At 67.5% G+C, this 21,105-nt stretch carries 21 protein-coding genes; 11 read left to right on the forward strand and 10 right to left on the reverse strand.

Annotated elements, in window-relative coordinates; translation table 11 throughout:
- Positions 1 to 68: 68 nt before the first annotated feature.
- The 3 genes from GLP40_RS28040 to GLP40_RS28050 all read left to right on the forward strand — a co-directional run bounded on the left by GLP40_RS28040 (position 69) and on the right by GLP40_RS28050 (position 3,619).
- Positions 69 to 809: a TetR/AcrR family transcriptional regulator gene (locus GLP40_RS28040; RefSeq protein ID WP_407671687.1), complete on the forward strand. Its 741-nt coding sequence runs from the start codon at positions 69 to 71 to the stop codon at positions 807 to 809.
- A 111-nt stretch (positions 810 to 920) separates the two neighbouring features.
- Positions 921 to 2,354, forward strand: coding sequence for an ABC1 kinase family protein (locus GLP40_RS28045; protein ID WP_154791000.1), 1,434 nt, complete (start codon positions 921 to 923; stop codon positions 2,352 to 2,354).
- Positions 2,355 to 2,377: 23 nt separating this feature from the next.
- Positions 2,378 to 3,619: a saccharopine dehydrogenase family protein gene (locus GLP40_RS28050; protein WP_154791001.1), complete on the forward strand. Its 1,242-nt coding sequence runs from the start codon at positions 2,378 to 2,380 to the stop codon at positions 3,617 to 3,619.
- Between the two features lie 15 nt (positions 3,620 to 3,634).
- Here the strand turns inward: GLP40_RS28050 and GLP40_RS28055 are convergent, their stop codons facing one another.
- A complete protein-coding gene (locus tag GLP40_RS28055) occupies positions 3,635 to 4,591 on the reverse strand; it encodes a hypothetical protein (protein ID WP_154791002.1) in 957 nt (318 codons plus the stop codon).
- Positions 4,592 to 4,674: 83 nt separating this feature from the next.
- Here GLP40_RS28055 and GLP40_RS28060 point away from each other — a divergent pair, with 83 nt between their 5' ends.
- The 5 genes from GLP40_RS28060 to GLP40_RS28080 all read left to right on the forward strand — a co-directional run bounded on the left by GLP40_RS28060 (position 4,675) and on the right by GLP40_RS28080 (position 8,665).
- Positions 4,675 to 5,304 (forward strand): TetR/AcrR family transcriptional regulator, encoded by a 630-nt coding sequence (locus tag GLP40_RS28060; protein ID WP_154791003.1) that lies wholly within the window; start codon positions 4,675 to 4,677, stop codon positions 5,302 to 5,304.
- A 126-nt stretch (positions 5,305 to 5,430) separates the two neighbouring features.
- On the forward strand, positions 5,431 to 6,138 hold the full coding sequence (locus tag GLP40_RS28065; protein ID WP_328290754.1) for an ESX secretion-associated protein EspG: 708 nt from the start codon (positions 5,431 to 5,433) through the stop codon (positions 6,136 to 6,138).
- A 71-nt stretch (positions 6,139 to 6,209) separates the two neighbouring features.
- Entirely contained in the window at positions 6,210 to 7,061 is an 852-nt protein-coding gene (locus tag GLP40_RS28070; protein ID WP_154791004.1) for a polyphosphate kinase 2 family protein, read from the forward strand.
- A 231-nt stretch (positions 7,062 to 7,292) separates the two neighbouring features.
- Positions 7,293 to 8,099, forward strand: coding sequence for a DsbA family protein (locus GLP40_RS28075; RefSeq protein WP_328290755.1), 807 nt, complete (start codon positions 7,293 to 7,295; stop codon positions 8,097 to 8,099).
- Positions 8,099 to 8,665, forward strand: a complete 567-nt coding sequence (locus GLP40_RS28080) for a vitamin K epoxide reductase family protein (protein WP_154791006.1) — start codon at positions 8,099 to 8,101, stop codon at positions 8,663 to 8,665. Before GLP40_RS28075 ends, GLP40_RS28080 begins: the two co-directional genes overlap by 1 nt.
- 45 nt (positions 8,666 to 8,710) lie before the next feature.
- On the opposite strand, the gene GLP40_RS28085 is transcribed toward GLP40_RS28080, so the two are convergent.
- Positions 8,711 to 9,859 carry a S1C family serine protease gene (locus GLP40_RS28085; protein WP_328290756.1) on the reverse strand — a complete coding sequence of 383 codons (1,149 nt, stop codon included), beginning with the start codon at positions 9,857 to 9,859 and terminating at the stop codon, positions 8,711 to 8,713.
- A 64-nt stretch (positions 9,860 to 9,923) separates the two neighbouring features.
- Positions 9,924 to 10,661: a ZIP family metal transporter gene (locus GLP40_RS28090; RefSeq protein ID WP_154791008.1), complete on the reverse strand. Its 738-nt coding sequence runs from the start codon at positions 10,659 to 10,661 to the stop codon at positions 9,924 to 9,926.
- A gap of 187 nt (positions 10,662 to 10,848) precedes the next feature.
- Here GLP40_RS28090 and GLP40_RS28095 point away from each other — a divergent pair, with 187 nt between their 5' ends.
- Positions 10,849 to 11,901, forward strand: a complete 1,053-nt coding sequence (locus GLP40_RS28095) for an NAD(P)-dependent alcohol dehydrogenase (protein WP_154791009.1) — start codon at positions 10,849 to 10,851, stop codon at positions 11,899 to 11,901.
- Between the two features lie 140 nt (positions 11,902 to 12,041).
- On the opposite strand, the gene GLP40_RS28100 is transcribed toward GLP40_RS28095, so the two are convergent.
- The 7 genes from GLP40_RS28100 to aceA form a co-directional block, all read right to left on the reverse strand.
- Complete coding sequence (locus GLP40_RS28100) at positions 12,042 to 12,233, reverse strand: antitoxin (protein ID WP_154791085.1); 192 nt, start codon at positions 12,231 to 12,233, stop codon at positions 12,042 to 12,044.
- Between the two features lie 76 nt (positions 12,234 to 12,309).
- On the reverse strand, positions 12,310 to 12,690 hold the full coding sequence (locus GLP40_RS28105) for a VOC family protein (protein ID WP_154791010.1): 381 nt from the start codon (positions 12,688 to 12,690) through the stop codon (positions 12,310 to 12,312).
- A gap of 108 nt (positions 12,691 to 12,798) precedes the next feature.
- Positions 12,799 to 13,503, reverse strand: coding sequence for a helix-turn-helix transcriptional regulator (locus GLP40_RS28110; RefSeq protein WP_328290757.1), 705 nt, complete (start codon positions 13,501 to 13,503; stop codon positions 12,799 to 12,801).
- A 41-nt stretch (positions 13,504 to 13,544) separates the two neighbouring features.
- Positions 13,545 to 13,676: a hypothetical protein gene (locus GLP40_RS34610; protein ID WP_268867186.1), complete on the reverse strand. Its 132-nt coding sequence runs from the start codon at positions 13,674 to 13,676 to the stop codon at positions 13,545 to 13,547.
- A gap of 127 nt (positions 13,677 to 13,803) precedes the next feature.
- Positions 13,804 to 16,119: a 5-methyltetrahydropteroyltriglutamate--homocysteine S-methyltransferase gene (metE, locus tag GLP40_RS28115; protein ID WP_154791011.1), complete on the reverse strand. Its 2,316-nt coding sequence runs from the start codon at positions 16,117 to 16,119 to the stop codon at positions 13,804 to 13,806.
- Between the two features lie 287 nt (positions 16,120 to 16,406).
- Positions 16,407 to 17,288, reverse strand: a complete 882-nt coding sequence (locus GLP40_RS28120) for a 3-hydroxybutyryl-CoA dehydrogenase (RefSeq protein ID WP_328290758.1) — start codon at positions 17,286 to 17,288, stop codon at positions 16,407 to 16,409.
- Between the two features lie 445 nt (positions 17,289 to 17,733).
- Positions 17,734 to 19,023, reverse strand: coding sequence for an isocitrate lyase (gene aceA, locus GLP40_RS28125; RefSeq protein ID WP_154791013.1), 1,290 nt, complete (start codon positions 19,021 to 19,023; stop codon positions 17,734 to 17,736).
- 515 nt (positions 19,024 to 19,538) lie between these two features.
- Here aceA and GLP40_RS28130 point away from each other — a divergent pair.
- Both GLP40_RS28130 and GLP40_RS28135 read left to right on the forward strand, forming a co-directional pair.
- Positions 19,539 to 20,015 (forward strand): DUF1772 domain-containing protein, encoded by a 477-nt coding sequence (locus GLP40_RS28130; RefSeq protein ID WP_154791014.1) that lies wholly within the window; start codon positions 19,539 to 19,541, stop codon positions 20,013 to 20,015.
- Between the two features lie 331 nt (positions 20,016 to 20,346).
- Entirely contained in the window at positions 20,347 to 21,093 is a 747-nt protein-coding gene (locus tag GLP40_RS28135) for an NTP transferase domain-containing protein (protein WP_196054821.1), read from the forward strand.
- The last annotated feature ends 12 nt before the right edge of the window (positions 21,094 to 21,105 follow it).

Below are 21,105 nucleotides of genomic sequence, written 5' to 3' on the forward strand. Positions count from 1 at the left end.
ATTCACAGCATGGGAGGCTTAAGCTGAATAGGCCCAGGCCCAGGACGCGAACAAGGAGCCAACGCAGCGTGACCACCAAAGGCAGCGTGAGTGCCGCCGTGGAGGCGGCCACCGGTCCACGCGGTGGTCGTGTCGACGGCCGCAAACGACGCTGGCAACAGCACAAGATCGACCGCCGCGAGGAACTGGTGGACGGCACCCTGGCCGCCATCCGCAAGCGCGGCGGCGACGCCGGAATGGATGAGATCGCCGCCGAGATCGGCGTCTCGAAAACCGTGCTCTACCGGTACTTCTCGGATAAGCAGGACCTGACCCGCGCCACCATGGAGCGGTTCATCGAGACCACGCTGATGCCGCGCATCTACGAGGCCATCAGCGACGACCTCGACGAGTATCAGCTGGTCCGCAACACACTGGCGGCGTACGTGCACACGGTCGACTCCGACACCGATGTGTACCGGTTCATCATGGGCAACGGCTCGGCCACCGACACCTCGACCCTCGCCGATTTCGAGAAGCTGTTCGCGCAGGTGGTCTCGGCGGTCATCATCGACAAGTCCTTCGACCGCGGCATCCAGACCGAAGGCGCGATGCTGTGGTCGTACGTGCTGGTCGGCGGCGTGCAGCTGGCGACGGACTGGTGGATCTCCAATCGCACCATGTCCAGCGAGGAAATGCTCGACTACCTGACGATGATGGCCTGGAGCGCCATCGAGGGCATGGTCCGCGCGGGCGGCGATCGGCATTACTTCAACGCGCGCCCGCACGTGCTGCCGGACCCGGAAAACCGCGAAAGCACTGCTAGCTGACGGCTAGCACTCGAGTTCGCTGTGTGGTTAGGCTGAACCCGGCGGACCGCACCACGGGGTGTCCGCCGTGTCGGCACCAACGGGGGTGTTGGCTCCCATGGAGGGTCACTGATGGCGAAAGAGCTGCCCACATCCAGGCTTGCGCGTGGGACGAAGCTGGGGATTGCCGTCGCCGGTAATGCCTTGCGCGCCCAGAAGACTCGACGATCCATGCGCGGCCGCTCCGAGGCTGTGCGGGCGCGGATGGCCGAGGAGTCGATGATCCGGGCGACCGAGCAGATGGTCATGGTGCTGGGCACCATGAAGGGTGTGGCCATGAAGCTCGGGCAGATGCTGTCCGTGCTGGACCTGGATCTGGTTCCGCCCGAACATCGGGAGCGGTTCCAGCGGCGGCTGGCGGTGCTGCGCGACAGCGCGCCCTCGGTGTCGTTCGAGGTCATGCGGGCGGTCGTCGAGGAGGACTTCAGGCAGCCGCTGAAAGCCGTTTTCGCCGAATTCGATCCGGAACCCGTGGCCGCGGCCTCGATCGGGCAGGTCTACAAGGCGACCCTGCACGACGGCCGCGCGGTCGCGGTGAAGGTGCAGTACCCGGGCATCGACGCGGCCGTGCGCGCGGATCTGAAGAACCTGGCCATGTTTCGGCGCATCCTGCAATCGGCCATGCCGTGGGTGACCCCGGCCGTGCTGGACGAGCTGCGCCTGAATCTGGAGAGCGAACTCGACTACGTGGCGGAAGCCAATACCCAGAAGCAGATTTCGGAGCTGTTCACCGGCCACCCGTTCATCATGGTGCCGACCACCTACCCGGAGCTGTCCACCACCCGCGTACTGGTGAGCGAGTACTTCCCGGGCCGCGGCTTCGATGAGATCCGGCAACTGCCCGCGGCGGAACGCAATCGGATCGGCGAGATCATCTACCGGTTCTACGTGGGCTCGCTGTTCACCTTCAACGAATTCTGCGGTGATCCGCATCCGGGCAATCTGCTGCTCGGCCCGGATGGGCGGGTGGCGTTCCTGGACTTCGGGCTCTACAACCGGATGGATCCCGAGCACGTGCAATTCGAGGCCATCTGTATTCGCGCGGCGGCCGAGGAGCGCGCCGAGGATCTGCGCGATCTCATGGTCGAGCGCGGCGTCATCGAGTCCCCGGACGAGATAACTCCCGAGGAGTGTCTGGAATACGTGTTGGCGGCGTGCGAGTGGGCGCTGGTGGACGAGGAAATCACCATCACTCCCGAATTGGCCTCCGGCGCTTTCGTGCTCGCGGTGGATCCGCGGGCCAGCGAGTTCGCGGGGATGAAGCAGCAGAATCTGCCGCCCGAGCACCTGTTCTCCCGGCGCGCCGACTTCCTCACCTTCGGCATGCTGGGGCAGCTGGGGGCGACGGGCAACTGGCATCGCATCGCGCGGGAGTGGCTCTACGGGGACGAGCCGGTCACCGAACTCGGCCGCGCCCATCACGAATGGCTGGCCGGCCGCCCGGCTCCCACGCCGACCACCGGGGGGTCGACCAAGAAGACCCGCAAACGCGCCGCCAAGGCGTAAACCTCACCCGACGGGAAAGAGCTATGGCCAACAGGGAATTCGACATCGTCCTATTCGGGGCGACCGGCTTCGTGGGCAAGCTGACCGCGCAGTATCTGGCCGAGGCCGCACCCGCCGGTGCGCGCATCGCGCTGGCCGGGCGGTCACCGGAGAAGCTGGCCGCCGTCCGCACCGAACTGGGTGCGGCCGCCGCGGAATGGCCGCTGGTACAGGCGGATTCCACCGATCAGGCCAGCCTGGACGCGCTGGCGGCACGCACCAAGGTGGTCGTCACCACCGTGGGCCCGTACCTGCGCTACGGGTTGCCGCTGGTGCGGGCGTGCGCCGAGAACGGCACGCACTACGCCGATCTCACCGGTGAGCCGCTGTTCATCCGGGAGTGCATCGACCGGTTCGGTGAGCGGGCCGCCGAGACCGGCGCGAAGATCGTGAATTCCTGTGGCTACGACTCGATTCCGTCGGATCTGAGCGTCTACCAGCTGTATCGGCGCAGTGTCGCGGACAATGCCGGCGAGCTCACCGACGTCACCCTGGTGGCTTGGCTCAAGGGCGGGGCCAGCGGCGGCACCATCGACTCCGGCCGCGCCATGATGGAGGCCATCGCGGAGGATCCGGCCAAGGCGTCGGTCATGTCGCACCCCTATTCGCTGAGCCCGGACAAGTCCATGGAGCCCGAGGTGGGCCGCCAGTCCGACCAGGCGCTCTCGCGGGCCTCGGCCATCGATCCGAGCCTGGACGGCTGGGTGGCGACCTTCGTCATGGGCGCGCACAATACCAAGATCGTGCGCCGCTCCAATGGCCTGCTGGGCTGGCCCTACGGCAAGAACTTCCGCTACCGCGAGGTCATGAGCGCGGGCTCCTCGGCCACCGCGCCGCTGATCGCGGCGGGTATCGCGGGCGGCATCGTGGCCACCATGGCGGCGGGCGCGGTGCTGTCGCGGGTGGCCTTGGGCCGCAGGCTGATCGACCGCATCGTGCCCAAGCCGGGCACCGGGCCGAGCGAGAAGTCCCGGCGGAGCGGCTGGTTCACCATGCGCACCTTCGCGCACACCACCTCGGGTGCGAAGTACGTGTGCACGTTCGCGGGCAAGGGCGATCCTGGATATCAGGCCACCTCGGTGATGCTCGGCCAGTCCGGCCTGTGCCTGGCCTTCGACGGCCTGCCTGAGTTGGCGGGCATTCTCACCCCGGCCTCGGCCATGGGTGACGCGCTGACCGAGCGGCTGCGCGCGGCGGGCATGACCATCGAGGTCGAGCCCGCCTGACGCGCGCCGGAGCGGCTACTCGGGAGTGCTGTGCTTCGCGATGAGCGCCCGGTAGCGATCGAAGGCGGGCTTCGGCGTGTAATCCGAACGCAGGAGCCCGAATTCGAGATTCATATCGCCCTGATCGCTGTACGAGTCGCGCAGGGCGAAGTGCTCGTAGGCGGTGATGTTGAGCTCGCCGGCCAGGCCGGCCACGGTGCCCACCACGGTCTCGAGCACTTCCGCCTGACGCTCGTAGGACCGATGCGGTCCGGTGGCCCAGCCGTTTTCGGTGATGTGGATGGGGGTGGCGTCGGGAATGCCCGCAGCGGCCAGGCTTTCGCGGCGGAAGCCGGTGAGGACGGCGGTAATCGCGGCTTCCAGTCCCTCGGCCGAGATCGGACGGAAGACGTCGGGGAAGAAATCCAGGCCGACATAGTCGAGCGCCTCGGCGAATTCGCGCCCGCCCCGGCGCCCCAGATCGCTCCAGAACTCCTGTGCCGGATCGAAAATCGGGGTCGAGTTGCAGCCGATGCGGACCGCGAGGCCGAGACGATCCACCTCGGCGCGGGCGGCACGCGCGCCCTCGATGATGGCCCGCCGGACCTGCGGGTAGCCGCCGTTGCCACCGGGACCGGCGTGGTTGGGTTCCTCCGCGATCTGCAGCGAGGCGAGCACCGGACCGTGCTCGCGAATCTGCTTGCGCAGGAACTCGAGCCAGCCGGTGAGATCGTCGCCGGGCTCGTGGAAGCACACCACCAGATCGAGCATGCGGTGCGGTGCGGTGTACTGCCAGGGTTGCGGCGGGGCTTCCTGGAAACCACCGCGGGCGTCGCTGTAGAGGACGTAGCCGCGCACTACGAACGGATGTGCGCCGTGCAGCACGTCCAGGGCCGCGGCAATGCGGTCGGCCCGCTCCGGTGGGCCGGGAGTGACATTGCCGAACTGGTCGCCGGCGAGTCCGCCCGCATAGATGCCGAATCTGAGCGTCATGGCCCGACCGTAGCACTGAATTTTGGTGTCACACCAATTTTAGTGTCACACCTATACTGCTCCGCGACAGGGAGGAGAGGTCGTTGGCACTGCGCGAGGAGAAGAAGCGCGCTACCCGGACGGCGCTGGCCGACGCCGCCATGACGTTGTTCGCAGCGAAGGGCTTCGACAGGGTGACCGTCGCCGAGGTCGCCCGCGCCGCGAACGTCTCGGTCAATACCGCGTTCAACTACTTCCCGACCAAGGAGGACCTGTTCTTCGACCGCCAGGACGAGGTCGCGAACCGCCTCGCCCAGGCGGTGCGCGAGCGAGAGCAGGGCGAATCGGCGGCCGCGGCCATACGGCGCGCCTTCCTCGACCGGATGCGGCGCGACGAGCCCACGCTCGGCCTCTCCCCCGGCGCCACCGCCTTCTGGCGCATGATCGACGAAAGTCCCGCTCTGCAGGCCCGATTGCGCCGGCTCGGCGAACAATCCGAAGCCGCGCTGGCCGAGGCACTCGCCGAGGCCACGAACACGAGTCCGGAGGACCCCACCGCACGGCTCGCCGCGGCCGCCCTCGCGGGCCTGGATCGCGCCCTGCACGCGGAGATCCGCCGGGCCACATTGATGGGCGCGGACCCGGATACGGTGCGCGCCACCGTGATCCGGGCGGCGACCGAGGGATTCGACGCGGCGGTAGCGGGACTCGCCGATTACGCCACCCGGCGATAGCAACCCGCGAGATTAGTGCGGTAGGTCACAGACCGTGCTCGCCGGTGACAGGCAGCACCCGCAGAATCTCTCCGGTAGGGTCGCGGACGGGACGGAGGTTGTACCCAAGAAAGGGGGGTCGGCCACGTGAAATGGATCCTGACCCCGGACGAGTTCGCGATGATCTGGACCCGCGAAACCGATCTGGAACGCCGTCCCTATCCGCTCGACACGAGCCCGGCGGCACCCGAGAATCTCGACGGCACACCGCGATTCGGGCCGATACTCGCCGGTGGCCGGTCACCGCGCTACCTGCGCCGCACCGATCCGGACCTGGCCGCCGCGCTGGCCCTGTGCGCCCGCACCGACACCACGACGGTCACCCTGTACGGCGAGCGAACGACCGGTCCGCAGGCGCGGCACATCCTAGCCTTCGCGGCGGTGGCGCAGCAGCGGGCGGGCATTCTCGTCTCGCTGCCGGACACGGTGACGGTGACGCTGTGTCCCGCCGAACAATTGGGGCGGGAACTGGTGGAGGTCATCGGGTCGGCACCGCCCGGACGACTGGAGCCGCTGCGGGAACCACAGCAGGCCGTGCTGTATCCCGACACCGCCGGCACCGGGGAGGAGGCCGATCGCTTCCGCCGCAAGCTGCGGGAGCCGGTGGACGGGCGCGGATTCATCACCGTCACGGTTGAACCGGCCAATCCGTTGTCCCCGCCGACCCGGCATCGCACCTGGCTGGATTTCTCCGGTGACGGCCGCTATCTGCTCACCACGGCCGCCGACCTGACCCTGGCTCCGGTCACCGACGAGGAATTGGCCGCGCAGCTGGTGCATCTGGCCCGCGTCTGAATGCGCCCTCCCCTGGTCCGATTCGGCGGGGTTACTGACGGGGACGCCGCGACCCGTGCTAACCATGACAGATGGCGAAGGCGACATCCTGGTCGGAACCGGTCACCGAGGCCCTACGCGCCGATGGCGTCGAGGTGAAGGATCTGAATTCATCCGCGACTCCGGGATTCAAGGGCGACAAGCGTGCCGGTGAAGCCCTGCTCGAGGAACGCCGCGCAGTGCTGTCGGATCTGCAGGAGAAGCTCTATGCCAACGGCCGTTCCGGTGACACCCGCAGTGTGCTGCTGGTATTGCAGGGCATGGACACCGCGGGCAAGGGCGGCATCGTCCGGCACGTGATCGGCTCGGTCGATCCGCAGGGCGTGGACCACGCCGCCTTCGGAGTGCCGACCGCCGAGGAGAAGAAGCACCACTACCTGTGGCGCATTCGCAAGAAGTTGCCGCGCGCCGGGCAGCTGGGTGTGTTCGACCGCTCGCACTATGAGGACGTGCTGGTGGTGCGGGTGCACGAGCTCGTCCCGCCGGAGGTGTGGGGCAAGCGCTACGACGAGATCAACAAGTTCGAGCGCAAGCTGGTGGACGAGGGCACGACCATGGTGAAGGTGGCCATGTTCGTCTCGCTGGACGAACAGAAGAAGCGGCTCATGCAGCGGCTGGACCGGCCCGACAAGTACTGGAAGTTCAACCCGAACGACATCGACGAGCGGGCCTACTGGCCGCAGTACCAGGAGGCGTACCAGGCAGTCCTGGACCGCACCAATACCGACTACGCGCCCTGGTACGTATTGCCCTGCGATTCCAAGTGGTACGCGCGCCTGGCCGTCACCGAACTGCTGATCGACGCCCTGCAGAGTCTCGAGCTGGACTGGCCGCCCGCCACCTTCGATATCGCCGAGCAGAAAAAGCGCCTCATGCAAGGGTGATCAACGACTCACCCCGCCTCCTTCCGACCGCGAACCTCAGTTTCGCGGCCTTCTCGATTCTGGATTACGGCTCGAAACACCGCCTTGAAGCGGTGGAGCGGAGGAGTGACGACCTCGAGACCTCGAGTCCGCGCACCCGCCCGGAGCGAAGCGGAGGGCATTTCGATACAGCGTTCTCTCAGGTTCACGGGTGAAGATGGGCGCGCACGTGTCGTGACAACGGAAGGCGTGGTGAGCACAGAGGTGAGCAACAAGCCGGGTGACCGCAACAACCCGCTCGCGAAGGCCGCACGGGCCGACCGCAACCGCAAGATCGCCATCCAGGTCGGCGTCGCCGCGGTCCTGGTCGGTCTGGTGGCGGCCATCGGCATCGGCCTGGCGATGCGCAAGTCGGACGACGAGAAGAGCAAGCCGTCCGCCACGGCGACCTCCTTCGCCCCGACCGTCACCCATGACGCGAGCGCGGGCGCGGTACCACCGAATGTCACTTCGGGCGGCGCCATCCGCATCGGCAATCCGGATGCCAAGGCGAAGATCCAGATCGTCGCCGACCTGCAGTGCCCGGCCTGCAAGATGTTCGAGGGCTCCAATTCCGACGCCCTGAGCAAGGCGGTCCAGAGCGGTTCCGCCACCATCGATTACAGCATCATCTCCTTCCTGGACCGCGCCTCCAACGGCAACCAGTACTCGACCCGCGCGGCCAATGCCGCCTATGTGGTCGCGGCCTCGGACCCCTCGAAGTTCCAGGCATGGCTGGGCACCATGTTCAGCAAGCAGCCGCCGGAGAACGGCAATGGCATGACCGATGACCAGCTCATCCAGATCGCGGTCGACGCCGGCTACACCGACCCCAAGGTGGCGCAGGACATTCGCGACGGCAAGTACGTCCAGTGGGTGAAGGACGAGACCAAGGCGGTCTTCGCCACCGGGCTGCAGTCCACCCCGACCGTGTACGTCAACGGCACCCAGGTGCAGGACGCCAAGTCGCTGATGAGCCCGGGGGGCATGACCTCGGTGATCGAGAACGCGGCCAAGTGATGATCGCCGCGGGACCCCGCTCGGCCTGGCCGCTGCTGCTGGGTGCGTTGATCGGCTGGGCGGCGTCGGTGACGCTGCTGGTCGAGAAGTTCAAGTCGCTGACCGAGCCCGGCTACAAGCCGATCTGTTCCATCGACCAGACGATCTCGTGCTCGACGGTCATGGAGTCGCCGACGGCGTCGATGTTCGGATTCCCCAATCCGATCATCGGCGTGGTGGGTTTCTCGGTGGTCGTGACCATCGGCGTGCTGACGGTGTGCGGGATCGCCCTGCCACGCTGGTTCATCGGCGGCCTGTGGTTCGGCCTGCTGCTCGGCCTGGCCGCCATCTGCTATCTCGTGTGGGACGCGGTATTCAAGATCCACGCGCTGTGCCCGTGGTGCATCGTGGTGTGGGCGGTGACGTCGGCGCTGCTGGCCATCGTGACCAATATCCTGTGGGGTCGCTCGCGCGGCGTGCTGCAGATCCTGGTGGAGTGGCGGTGGACACTGATCGCCGTCTTCTACGCGGTGGTCATCCTGATCGTGTACATCCAGTTCCAGTCGTACTGGAACAGCAAGTTCTGAGCGGCTGGTCGAAGGTCCTCCCCCGTGGAACTTCTGTCCAGGCGCTCAGTTGGGCGGGCCGACGGTGAGCGTCACGCTCACCGTCCGGTGCCCGCCATCCGGGTCGCTGACCTCGAGCCGCACCACATCGTCCGGTTTATGGGCGTTGAGTGCGGCTTTCAGCATTTGTGAGCTGGTGACTGCGCGGTCGTCGAGCGCGGTGATGACCTCGCCATCGGTGAGTCCGGCCGCATACGCGGGCAGACCGTAGATCGACACGTCGATGCGCGCGCCCGACGGCTGGGCGTCGGAGGTCAGGATGCCCAGGGTGGCGGTGGGACCGATGTGAACGGCGTCGGTGGGTGTGCCGGAACGGATCTGTCGGACGACGTTCATGGCGGTGTCGATGGGCACCGCATAGCCGTTGGGGCCCTTGCCCATTGCCTTCCGCAGGTCCCCGGAGGCGGCGGTGATGACGCCGACCACCGCGCCGTAGCGGTCGACCAGCGCGCCGCCGGACTGCCCGGCCGCCACCGCGGCCGCGATCTCGATCATGCCGTGCAGGGATTTCCGCGACAGGTCGGCGGCATCGCGGGCCACGATGGCCGAATCCAGGTTGGTGATGGGCCCGCCCACCGCGGTCGGCGAGCCGGTGCCGCCGGCATTGCCGATGGCCAGCACGTCATCGCCCAGGTGCAGCGGGGCGGAACTGCCGATGTGCGCGACCGGGAGTCCACCGGCGCCGTTCAGATCCAGCAGCGCGATATCGGTGCCGGAGTCGTAGCCGGCGACGGTGGCGGTGTAGGTCGCGCCGGTGCCGAGATCCGAAACCGTCACGGTGTCAGCGCCTTTGATGACGTGGTGGCTGGTGAGCACCTCGCCCTCCGCGCTCAGCACGATGCCGGAGCCGGCCGCGCCCAGACCGTAGGGACGGATGCCCGCGGTGATGTTCACCAGCGACGGCTCGGCCACCCGCGAGACCAGGTCGACGTCGAGCGGCGGCAGCGCCGGACCGCTCAGACCGGCGGTGGCGGCGTCGTCGCGGAACGGCCAGCGCGGCAGTTCGCCGCGGTAGCCGAGGAATCCGGTGACCGCGAGCACGGCCGCGATGACGAGCGCGAGCAACCGCCCGCCCCGCCCGGGCCGGTGACCGCGGGCCGGGTGGGGGCCGGTAGCGCCACCCGCCGGATGCCTCCCGCGTGTCTCGCTGTCCACAGACCCTCCCGATTGCGGTTCGCCCGCCGGCTCGAGCATGTCTTGCTATTGGTGTACCAGTATTTCAATGGCTCAGTGCCGCAACGGCCAACATGAACAGCACCCCGGCCAGTGTGCACACGAGCGGTCCCCTGGCGGGTTTGCCCGCGTGTGCCTCGGGCAGGATATCGGCCGTGGCGAGGTAGAGCAGGAAGCCCGCGAAATAACCGAGGTACAGGCCGACCAATTCTGACGGGACAAGGACCAGTGTGCCGATGATCGCGCCGACCACCGGGGCGATGGCATCCAGGCCCAGCATGATCAGGCCGCGCTTGCGGGCATTGCCGTAGAGCGTGGTCAGGGTGAAGGTGTTGAACCCGTCAGCGAAGTCGTGGCAGATGACCGCGATGGCCACCGCCGCGCCGACCGCCGCGCTGGCCTGGAAACCGAATCCGATGCTCAGGCCGTCGAGCATGGAGTGGAACACCAGGCCCGCGCCCGCGAACAGGCCCAGCGAGGAGAAATCGTGACTGTGCTGGTGCGCGGCGAATTCGTCCTCGTAGCCGGTGTGAATGGCGATCGAGCGCTCGAGCACGTGCACGGTGAAGAAGCCGATCACCGCGGCCAGCAGTGGCACCGGCACGCCGAGCGTGACGCGAGTGTCCTGTTTCAACGCCTCGGGCATCAGGTCGAAGGCCACCACACCCAGCATGACGCCCGCGGCCAGGCCGAGCACCAGGCGCTTGCTGTGACCGATGTGCGCTGCCGCCAGCCCGCCGATGAGAGTCGCGCACATCGACAGTACGGACAGCAGAATGGCCATTCCGCCAGCATGACGATGACCACCGTTCGGCGTCGAATGCCCACGCCGCGCCGAGCATGTGAAATCACGCCGCCCCGGGCTGAGATCTCACTCCGCTGCCCGGAGGTGAGACATCGCGCTCGCTCCGAACGTGAGAAATCGGACGAACGGTTGGTGATTGCGGGCATGCGGGAGTAGGCATGAGTGCATGAGCACTGCTACCGCCTATGCCGTCTCCGCCCCGGACGGGGCCTTCGAGAAGATCGCCATCGAGCGCCGGGAACTCGGCCCGCACGACGTGCTGATCGATGTGAAATACGCGGGCATCTGCCATTCCGACATTCACACCGCCCGCGATGAATGGCACGGCACCGCCTACCCGTGCGTGCCCGGGCATGAGATCGCGGGTCTCGTGGCCGCGGTCGGCTCCGAGGTGACCCGGCACCGGGTCGGCGATCGGGTCGGCGTGGGCTGCCTGGTCGACTCCTGTGGGCGCTGCGAACCCTGCCTGGCCGGCGAGCAGCAGTACTGCCGGAACGGCGCGGTCTGGACCTACAACTCCCCGGTGCCCGCCGAACAGCAGGCGGGCGGGCGCACGCTCGGCGGTTACTCCACCCAGATCGTGGTGACCGAGGGTTTCGTGCTGGCCATTCCGGAAGGCATCGGGCTGGACGTGGCCGCGCCGCTGCTGTGCGCGGGCATCACCCTGTTCTCGCCGCTGCGGCACTGGAATGCCGGGCCGGGCAAGCGGGTCGCCATCATCGGCATGGGCGGGCTCGGGCACATCGGCGTGAAGATCGCCGCCGCCATGGGCGCGGAGGTCACCGTGCTCAGCCACTCGCTGTCCAAGCAGGAGGACGGCCGCCGTTTCGGGGCGCACCACTACTACGCCACGGGGGACCGCGACACCTTCAAGAAGCTGCGTGGCTCCTTCGACCTCATCATCAATACCGTCTCCGCCGACCTGCCGATCGAGGACTACCTCAAACTGCTGCGGCTGGACGGCAGCCTGGTGGCGCTCGGCCTGCCCGAAAAGCCTTACACCGTGCGGGCCTCCACACTGGCCGGCTTCCGCCGCTCGCTGTCCGGCTCCATGATCGGCGGTATCGCGCAGACCCAGGAGATGCTGGACTTCTGCGCCGAGCACGGCATCGGCGCGGAGATCGAGGTGATCGCCGCCGACCGCATCGACGAGGCCTACGAGCGCGTGGTCGCCTCCGATGTGCGCTACCGCTTCGTCATCGACGCCGCCACCATGTGATCCCGCGATGTGTTCGCACCGAGCGCGTGCCGGCGCGAACACACTCCCTTTCGCCGGGCTGATCCGCGCGAAAAACCCTGCGGCAGTGGCGAAACCGGCGGCAGCACTGCCGCCGGCCGCTCGATGACCGCGTCTCGCCGCTACTGCCCTGTCTGCTCGCGCAGCGCCTGCTTGGCCGCCTCCTGAACCTTGTCCACCGCACCGGCGAACTTGCCGTCGGTCTGCTGGTCGACCAGATCGCCGGCCTTGTCGATCAGCGGCTCCAGCTTGTCGGCGTGCTGGCCCGCCAGCTCCGCCGCCTTGCCCGCCGCATCCTTCAACTGGTCGAACATGCCCACGATCCACACTCCTGTCTCGAATCAACGTCCGTGACAGGCTAACTCCGGACCGCAGCCGGACCGGAGCCGATCAGTTCTCGGGCGGCGGGCTGAAGATGCCGAAGCGGTTGCCGGAGGTGTCGAGCAGTTCAGCGAAGACCAAGCCGTTCTTGGCGGTGACGGGCTGGCGGAAGACCTTGCCACCCTCCTTCTCGGCCGCGGCCAGGACCGTGGGAACGTCGCGGACCAGCACGTAGAAGATGGCGTGATTGCCGGAGGCGTCGTCCAGATGCGCGATGCCACCCGCGGGCATCTCATTGCCCGGGTAGGTGACCAGGTCGTAATTGCCGTCCTCGTTCGGGTCCGGGGCGAAGTTCCAGCCGAAGAGTTCCTTGTAGAAGGCCTTCACCTGTTCAGGCTGATCGCTGCCGACCTGGAACCAGGCGACGGTGTCGAAGGGCGGAGTGCTCATCTCTGTCTCCCGAAGGGTCATGGTGGATTTCCTTGCCGCACCACGATCTCCCGGCCGAACGACAACCCCCTGTCGGTGTTTCCGGATCTGTTGTCGGTGTTCGCCGGTCTATCCGAGCGAGATCATCCGCACCTCGTGCACCGGCCCATCCGGGCGGCACGTGTCGATGGTCCGCTCCGGCCCGATCCACTCCGTCAGCTCGATGCCCTTCATCCGATCGAGCCGGAAATTGCGGGGTTCGTCGCGCAGGCGACACCAGGCCAGCAGGTACCAGCCGTGGGACCCGTGCAGCAGCGCCACCGGTTCCACCTCGCGCTCGCTGAGCACACCCGAGCGATCCAGATACTCGATGCGCAGCACGCGCCGCGCCACAACGGCCTGCTCCACCTCCGGCGGTATCGGCATCGGGGCGGCGGCCTCGGGCGACTCGAACAAGAGCACCCGCAGCGCCAATTGCCGTGCCGCGTCGGCATTCTGCTGCGACATGGCCGCCAGGATCTTGCGCAGGGCGCTGCGCCCGGCGGCCGCGAACGGCCCGTCGTCGGCCCGCGCCACCGCGACCGCCAGCGCCACCGCCTCGGCCGCGGTGAAATTCAGCGGCGGCAGCGACATGCTCTTCTCCAGCGCGTATCCACCCCGCCGCCCCACATCGGCGTATATGGGCACCCCCGACTGCTGCAGCGCGCTGATGTCCCGTTCGACCGTGCGCACGCTCACCCCGTGCCGCGCGGCCAATTCCCGTGCCGTACGCAGTCGCGGCGAGACCGCCCGCAAATCCTCGACAATCGCGTAGAGCCGATCCGTGCGGTTCACGCCCACACCGTAGCGGCGCCCACCGACAATCTCCTTCGTACTCAGCGCCCCGACTTCCACGGCGGATCCGGCGGCACCTGATCCCCCTTCTGGTCATAGGAGTCGTAGTGCCGCTTCTCGGTCTCGGGATCGTCCACCGGCTGATCGCCCTTGCCCGTCGGATCCATGGTCACTGCCTTCCTCGAAAACCTGTGGCCCACACGCTAATCGCCCCTTCATGACCGATTCGTGACGGCGGACGCGCGGAACCCCGGTCCGATCGGAGGATCGAACCGGGGTTCCGGGGTGAGCGCTACTGCCTCAGGCGGTTTCGCCCGCGGCGGCCTGCGCGCGGCGGCGGACGCGGCGGGCGGCGGCGACCATATTGCGCAGGGACGGGTCGAGCTGCCAGTGGTGACGGGTCTTCAGGCCGCCGTCCGGATTGGCCCACAGACGCTCCGGGGTGACGGCTTCGGCTGCGGCGCTGAGCAATTCGTCCAGCTCGTCGATGTCCGGGATGCGGGCGGAACGGCTCTCGTACACACCCGGGCCCACGCCGTGGGTGAGGCCGCGGCCTTCGGCGCAGTCCTCCTTCAGCGCCTCCAGGACCCACTCGATGGAGCGGGTGGCGACGATGGCGGTGACGTCGGCGTCGAGTTCCTCGATGGCCGCGACCACGTCACCGCGGCTGGAGTAGCCGATGTGCGTGTGGATCTGGGTTTCCGGGCCGACACCGGAGGTGGCCAGCTTGAACGCGCCGACGGCCCAGCGCAGGTACTCGGCCTGGCCCTTCTTGCGCAGCGGCAGCAGCTCGCGAATGGAGGGCTCGTCGACCTGGATGACGGCGATGCCCGCCTTCTCGAGGTCCACCACTTCGTCGCGGATGGCCAGGGCCACCTGGTCGGCGGTCTCGTAGAGCGGTTGGTCCTGGCGCACGAAGGAACGGGCCAGCATGGTGACCGGACCGGTGACCATGCCCTTGACCGGCTTGTCGGTGAGGGACTGCGCGTAGGTTGTCCACGACACCGACATGGGCTCGGGGCGGGACACGTCGCCGTACACGATCGGCGGTCGCACGCAACGGGATCCGTACACCTGCACCCAGCCGAAGCGGGTGGTGGCGAAGCCGTCCAGCAACTCCGCGAAGTACTGGATCATGTCGTTGCGCTCGTGTTCGCCGTGCACCAGCACGTCGAGGCCGATGTCCTCCTGCAGGCGGATGGTGGACTCGATCTCGGCTTCGATGCGCTTGCGGTACTCGTCGTAGGACAGCCGGCCCTGATCGAGGTCGTGGCGGGCCTGCCGGGCCGCGGCGGTCTGCGGGAAGGAGCCCAGCGTGGTGGCGGGCACCAGCGGCAACCCCAGCCTGGCCTCCTGCGCGACCCGGCGGGTCTCATAGGGTTCGCGCACCCGCATCTGCGGGGTGATGGCGTAGACGCGCTGCCGCACCGCGTGCTTCTGCTTGAAGTGCACCGACGTCGGCTTCTTGCGCCATTTCTCCGAGGGGCCCTCGGTGAGCGCCTTGGCCAGCGAAACCACTTCCAGCACCTTCTGTTTGGCGAAGGCGAGGCGGTCGGCGACGGGACCCTCGAGGTCGTATTCGACAAGCACGTCGTAGGGCACGTGCAGCAGCGTGGCGCCGGTGGACACCACCATGTCGGGGCAGACCTGGGCGAGCGCGTTGAGATACTCGAGCGTCACGAACCGGTCGGCGCGCCACACATTGGTGCCGCTGATGACGCCGGCGTAGAGGCGCTTGCGCTTGATGCCCGGGATCGCGGCCAAGTCCTCGGGACGAACCCGATGGCTGGCCAGGTCGAGCCCGATGGCCTCCACCGAAGTGCGGCACAGGATTTCGATGGCCTCACCGAAATCGCCGTACTGCCCGGTGACCAGTATGCGCGGGCGCAGCGGGGCCTTGGACAGCCGCTGGTAGGTCTTCTCGAACAGCTCCATGGTCGATGGCGAGCGGTCGCTGGTGAAGCAGGGCTCGTCCAACTGCACGCAGGTGGCGCCGCGCTTGGCGAGGATCTCGAACAATTCCTCGTACACCGGCAGCAGCTTGTCGAGCAGCACCAGCTTGTCGAATTCGGTCTCGCCGGGGACATGGCCGGTCTTGGACAGCAGCAGCAGCGACAGCGGGCCCAGCACCACCGGTCGCAGTTCGATGCCGACCGCCTTGGCGCGATCGAATTCGTCCAGCAGCGCCTCGGGGTGCAGGGAGAATTCGGTGTCGTGCTCGAGTTCGGGCTGCCGGTAGTGATACGGCGTGTTCAGCAGCTTCACCAGCTCGAGCGGCGGCAGATCCGGCCGGCCGCGAGCCATCAGGAAGTAGAAGTCCAAGGGGTGCAAGCCTTCTCGATACAGCTCGAACCGCTTGGGGACCGCGCCGAACAGCAGCGCGTTGTCGAGAATGTGGTCGTAGAAGGAGAAGGTGTTGCCCGGGACCTGGGTGAGCCCGGTGGCGGCCAGCTCCAGATACTGGCTCTCCTGAATCTCGCGTCCGACGGCGAGCAGCTCGTCGCGCGACAGCGTGCCGTGCCAGTACGACTCCAGAGCACGCTTGAGTTGCCGGTGCTCGCCGATTCGCGGGTATCCCAGGATGCTGGAACCGAACCCGTCGGTGACGTTGACCATGAGCGGGACACACTCCCTTCCGAGCTGCCGGTCCGACTCGACCTATTGGCAGCTTATGCCCGGTAAAGGTGGACGCCGCCACATGCCCGGCGACGCGCACCTTGGGTTGAAACGCGCTCTCCCGCCGCCCCGCGTCCGCAGCGGGCAACGGAGAGCCGTCGGCGTCGAGCACCCGCGCCTGCGGTCGGGGGCCGCACCGATTTCGGACGTTCCCGACGAGTTGCCCGGATCCTGACGAGATCAGTCGTCGCGCTGGATCCGGGACTCGCCGAGGGTGTGCCCTCCCGCTACGTGCGCGAGGCGGGCGAGTTGTACTGGTAGAAGCCGGCGCCGGCCTTCTTGCCCAGCAGACCGGCCTCGACCATGCGCATGAGCAGCGGCGGCGCGCTGTAGAGCGGCTCTTTGAACTCCTCGTACATGGAATCCGCGATGGACTTCACGGTGTCGAGGCCGACCAGGTCGGTGAGCGCCAGCGGCCCCATCGGGTGGGCGCAGCCCAGCACCATGGCCTTGTCCACGTCGTCCTTGGTGGCGAACCCGGATTCGACCATGCGGATGGCCGAGAGCAGGTACGGCACCAGCAGCGCGTTGACCACGAAACCGGACCGGTCGGCGGAGCGCACGACCTGCTTGCCCAGGACGTCGGAGGCGAACTGTTCGGCCCGCTTGGAGACGGACTCGGCGGTCTTGAGGGTGGTGACCAGCTCGACGAGCGGCAGCACCGGGACCGGGTTGAAGAAGTGCATGCCCACGACCCGCTCCGGGTTGTTCGTGGCCACGGCGATCTTCATGATCGGGATGGAGGAGGTGTTGGAGGCCAGCACCGCATTGGGATCGGTGACGACCTTGTCGAGTTCGCTGAAGATCGCGGTCTTCACGTCCTCGTTCTCCACGACGGCCTCGACGACCAGCTGACGGTCGGCGAAATCGCCGAGGTCGGAGGTGAAGCGCAGACGCCAGGCGGCCTGCTCGCGCTCACGTTCGGTGATCTTGCCGCTGGACACCCCGCGGTCCAGCGACCGCAGGATGCGGGCCCGGCCGGCCGCGGCCAGTTCCCGGGTCTGCTCGAAGACGAGCACATCGACGTGTGCCCGGGCGCAGACCTCCGCGATGCCCGCGCCCATCTGTCCGGCGCCGATAATGCCGACGCGCTGAATCTTTTCGCTCACGTCCCGCTCCGTTCCGCCTCCCCGCATACTTTGCGGGCGGCTAAGTGCCGTTACCACTCCGCACCCGTGCCTGCGTCAGGTGCCGAACCAATTTTGGTCGTACCCGGGGAGTTACCCCGACCGCCACGAAATCAGTTGTCCCGTACCGAACGAACACCTTCGGCATATCCCAAATTCACGCTATAGGACGATGCCCTCCCCGCCGGGGCTGTCGACGGGAAGGGCTGTGCCGCCTCTTCGCCTATTCAGCGGGCGGCTGAGAGCCGTCGGCGTCGCGCACCCGCGCCTGCGCTGGGTGCCGGACCAATTTCGGCCGTACCCGGTGAGTTGCCCGGACCTTCCGAAATCAGTTGTCGCGTTTCGACTCTCGACGGTTCCGAGGCCCCGGGGCGGCGCGGTGTGATGCGACTGCCGCCCCGGGAGATTCCCCGGAACCGGTTGCTACTCAGTGGAACTGGCCCTCTTCGGTGGAGCCCTTCAGCGCCGCGGTGGAGGTGTTCGGGTCCACGGTGGTGGCGATGGTGTCGAAGTAGCCGGCGCCGACCTCACGCTGGTGCTTGACGGCGGTGAAGCCACGCTCGGCGGCGGCCTTGAACTCGCGCTCCTGCAGGTCGACGAAGGCGGTCATGCCCTCGCGGGCGTAGCCGTAGGCCAGGTCGAACATGCCGTAGTTCAGCGAGTGGAAGCCGGCCAGGGTGATGAACTGGAACTTGAAGCCCATCGCGCCGAGCTCACGCTGGAACTTCGCGATGGTCGCGTCGTCCAGGTGCGCCTTCCAGTTGAAGGACGGCGAGCAGTTGTAGGCCAGCAACTGGTCCGGGAACTCGCCGCGGACCGCCTCGGCGAACTTGCGCGCGACCTCGAGGTCCGGCACGCCGGTCTCCATCCAGATGAGGTCGGCGTAGGGCGCGTAGGCCTTGGCACGCGCGATGCAGGGCTCGATGCCGTTCTTCGTACCGAAGAAGCCCTCGGCGGTGCGGGTGCCGTCCAGGAACTCGCGGTCGCGCTCGTCCACATCGGAGGTGATGAGGGTGGCGGCCTCGGCGTCGGTGCGGGCGATGATCACCGACGGCACGTCGGCGACGTCGGCGGCCAGACGCGCGGAGGTCAGGGTGCGGATGTGCTGCTGGGTGGGGATCAGCACCTTGCCACCGAGGTGGCCGCACTTCTTCTCCGAAGCCAGCTGGTCTTCCCAGTGCACGCCGGCGGCGCCGGCGGCGATCATGGCCTTCTGCAGCTCGTAGGCGTTCAGCGCGCCACCGAAGCCGGCCTCGGCGTCGGCGACGATCGGGGCCAGCCAGTTGGCGACCGAGGTGTCACCCTCGACCTTGGCGATCTCGTCGGCGCGCAGCAGCGCGTTGTTGATGCGGCGGACCACGGCCGGCACCGAGTTGGCCGGGTACAGCGACTGGTCCGGGTAGGTGTGGCCGGACAGGTTCGCGTCACCGGCGACCTGCCAACCGGACAGGTAGATGGCCTTCAGGCCGGCGCGGACCTGCTGCACGGCCTGGTTGCCGGTGAGGGCGCCCAGGGAGTTGATGTAGTCCTCGTTGTTGACGAGATCCCACAGGATCTCGGCGCCACGACGGGCGAGAGTGTGCTCCTCGACGACGGTGCCCTGCAGCTTGACGACCTGATCGGCCGTGTAGTTGCGGGTGATGCCCTTCCAGCGCGGGTTGGTGTCCCAGTCCTTCTGGATCTCCGCAGCGGTCTTCGGGGTGCCGACGTTCGACATCTCTGACTCCACTTCTTCGTTCGGTCTCGGTAGTAGCCCCGCCGGTCGAACCCTGAAGTACGTTCGACCACTGCTGGAGCGGCAATTTGCAGACTTGCTAGGCCCGCGAGGTGTACTTCCACACGATGGCACACGAAAAAATATGCGTCTACCTGTTGCAAGTGTGAATCCCCGCTAGCTTTCACCAGCATTTTGCTAAGCATGCAAAATTTGCCTGCGAATAGCAGCGCTGAAATCTACTTGCCAGTAGCGCTGACATGCGGTTTTGCATAACGCCCGTACTGTTTGCGTGACGGGGGCCACCGGCGCACGACGCGCCGACGGCAGTTCAGGTGTGAGCACCTTCACAGCTCATTGCGATCTTGATTGTGGTGAGGCGAGCCACCTCCGGTGCTCATCCCGACCATCCCAATCGCCTCGATTCTCAAAATCTAGCAACGCTAGACAACCTAGCTCCAACTTGCTATCGTCGCTTCAGTTCCTAGCTCCGCTAGATTTCTTCGAAAGAGGCCCCGATGCTCAACCTGACCGGCCAGTCCCTCGCCGCCCTCGCTGTTCTCGCCAATGCCGTCATCTACGGCACCGACTGGTGCGCGGCCCTCATCAGCCGCGCCGTCTACCGCCGCCTCGACGACGCCGCCGTCACCGTCAGCGCCGGCTGGGGCCACTACTACGGAGACAAGCGCATGCCGATCTTCGGCGCGGGCGGCGTCCTCACCACGGCCCTCACCGCCCTGATCGCCGCCATCGCCGGCCAGACCGCCCCGGCCATCGCCGCCGCCATCGCCCTCGCCGCCCTGGTCACCTGGCTCGCCTTCTACGTCAAGGTGGCGAAGCCGGTGAACACCGCGCAGAAGGCAGCCGCCCAGTCCGGCATCATCCCCGCCAACGCCCGCGCCTTGCAGGACCGCTGGGACAGCATCATCAACCTCCGAGTAGCCCTCCAGCTCATCGCCCTCTGCGGCCTCCTCGCCGCCCTGGCCCTCTTCTGACCACCGCCCACCGGACGCCCCGCAGGCCCCGCACCGAATGGTGGGTTCACGCGGTCGTCGCAACGCTCTCGACCGAGACGTTGCGGCGACCGTATCGCTTTCGGAGAATTCGGCGGATCTGGGTGGACGGCTTGTCCGGCTGGCCGATTCGGGTCTGCCGGACGCGGGTGATCGACCGCTTGCCGCGGCAGGGGAACCGCTGCCGGAGCGGGTGCGGGAGGATCCGCGGCGGCTCGGATTCGACTGTTGGTCTACTTGCGGGCGGCCGGTGGGGCAACCCCTGGCGGTCGCTTGGTCAGCGCAGGTGGGCGGGCGGGATTACCCTGCTCGCGTGAGTCCCGAACGCTGCGATGGAATTCTGCTCGCGGCCGGTGCCGGTCGGCGGTATGGCATGCCGAAAGTGCTGGCCGAGGGTGGTGCCTGGCTGCGCGCTGCGGTGGACGCGCCGCGCGGGGGCGGCCGCGGGCGGATCTTCGTGGTACCGGGGGCAACGGGGCCCGCGCAGCGCGGGCCGGACGAGGTCCGGATGGTGTCGCAAACCTCGGGCATCGCCATTCCCGAAGGCGTGCAGCCGATCTGGGCCACGGACTGGGAACTCGGATCGAGCGCCTCGACGCGCTCGGCTATGGCCGCGACGGGCGTGGGCATCGGCGAACGATCCCATGAAACCGCCGGTAGAACAATAGATTCAATTATTGCCGCGCGGATTGACACGGCGAGGAATACACCGGCGCGGAATTCCGGCGCGTGGAATGCTGACACCGCCGGACGACCCGGTCCCGCGGAGTTCGTGGCGATCATGCCGGCCGACACACCGGATGTCCGACCCGCCGTGGTGGAGCGGGTGGTCGCGGCGGCGCGGGCGAGCGAGAGCCGCTCGGCGCGCACCTTCTTCGGTACGACCCGGGGGCATCCGGTGGTCCTGGAGCGGGCGCACCGGGCGGGGGTGCGCGCGAGCGCGGCGGGAAATTCGGGGGCGGGCACTTATTTACGACAACGAGCGGATATGGTGTGCGTCACGTGCGATGACCTCGCAACGGGGATCGATCGGGATTATCCGGCGGACAGCGCACTGTGAGCGGGAGCATGT

The sequence above is a fragment of the Nocardia aurantiaca genome (assembly GCF_009708175.1).
Taxonomy (GTDB): domain Bacteria; phylum Actinomycetota; class Actinomycetes; order Mycobacteriales; family Mycobacteriaceae; genus Nocardia; species Nocardia aurantiaca.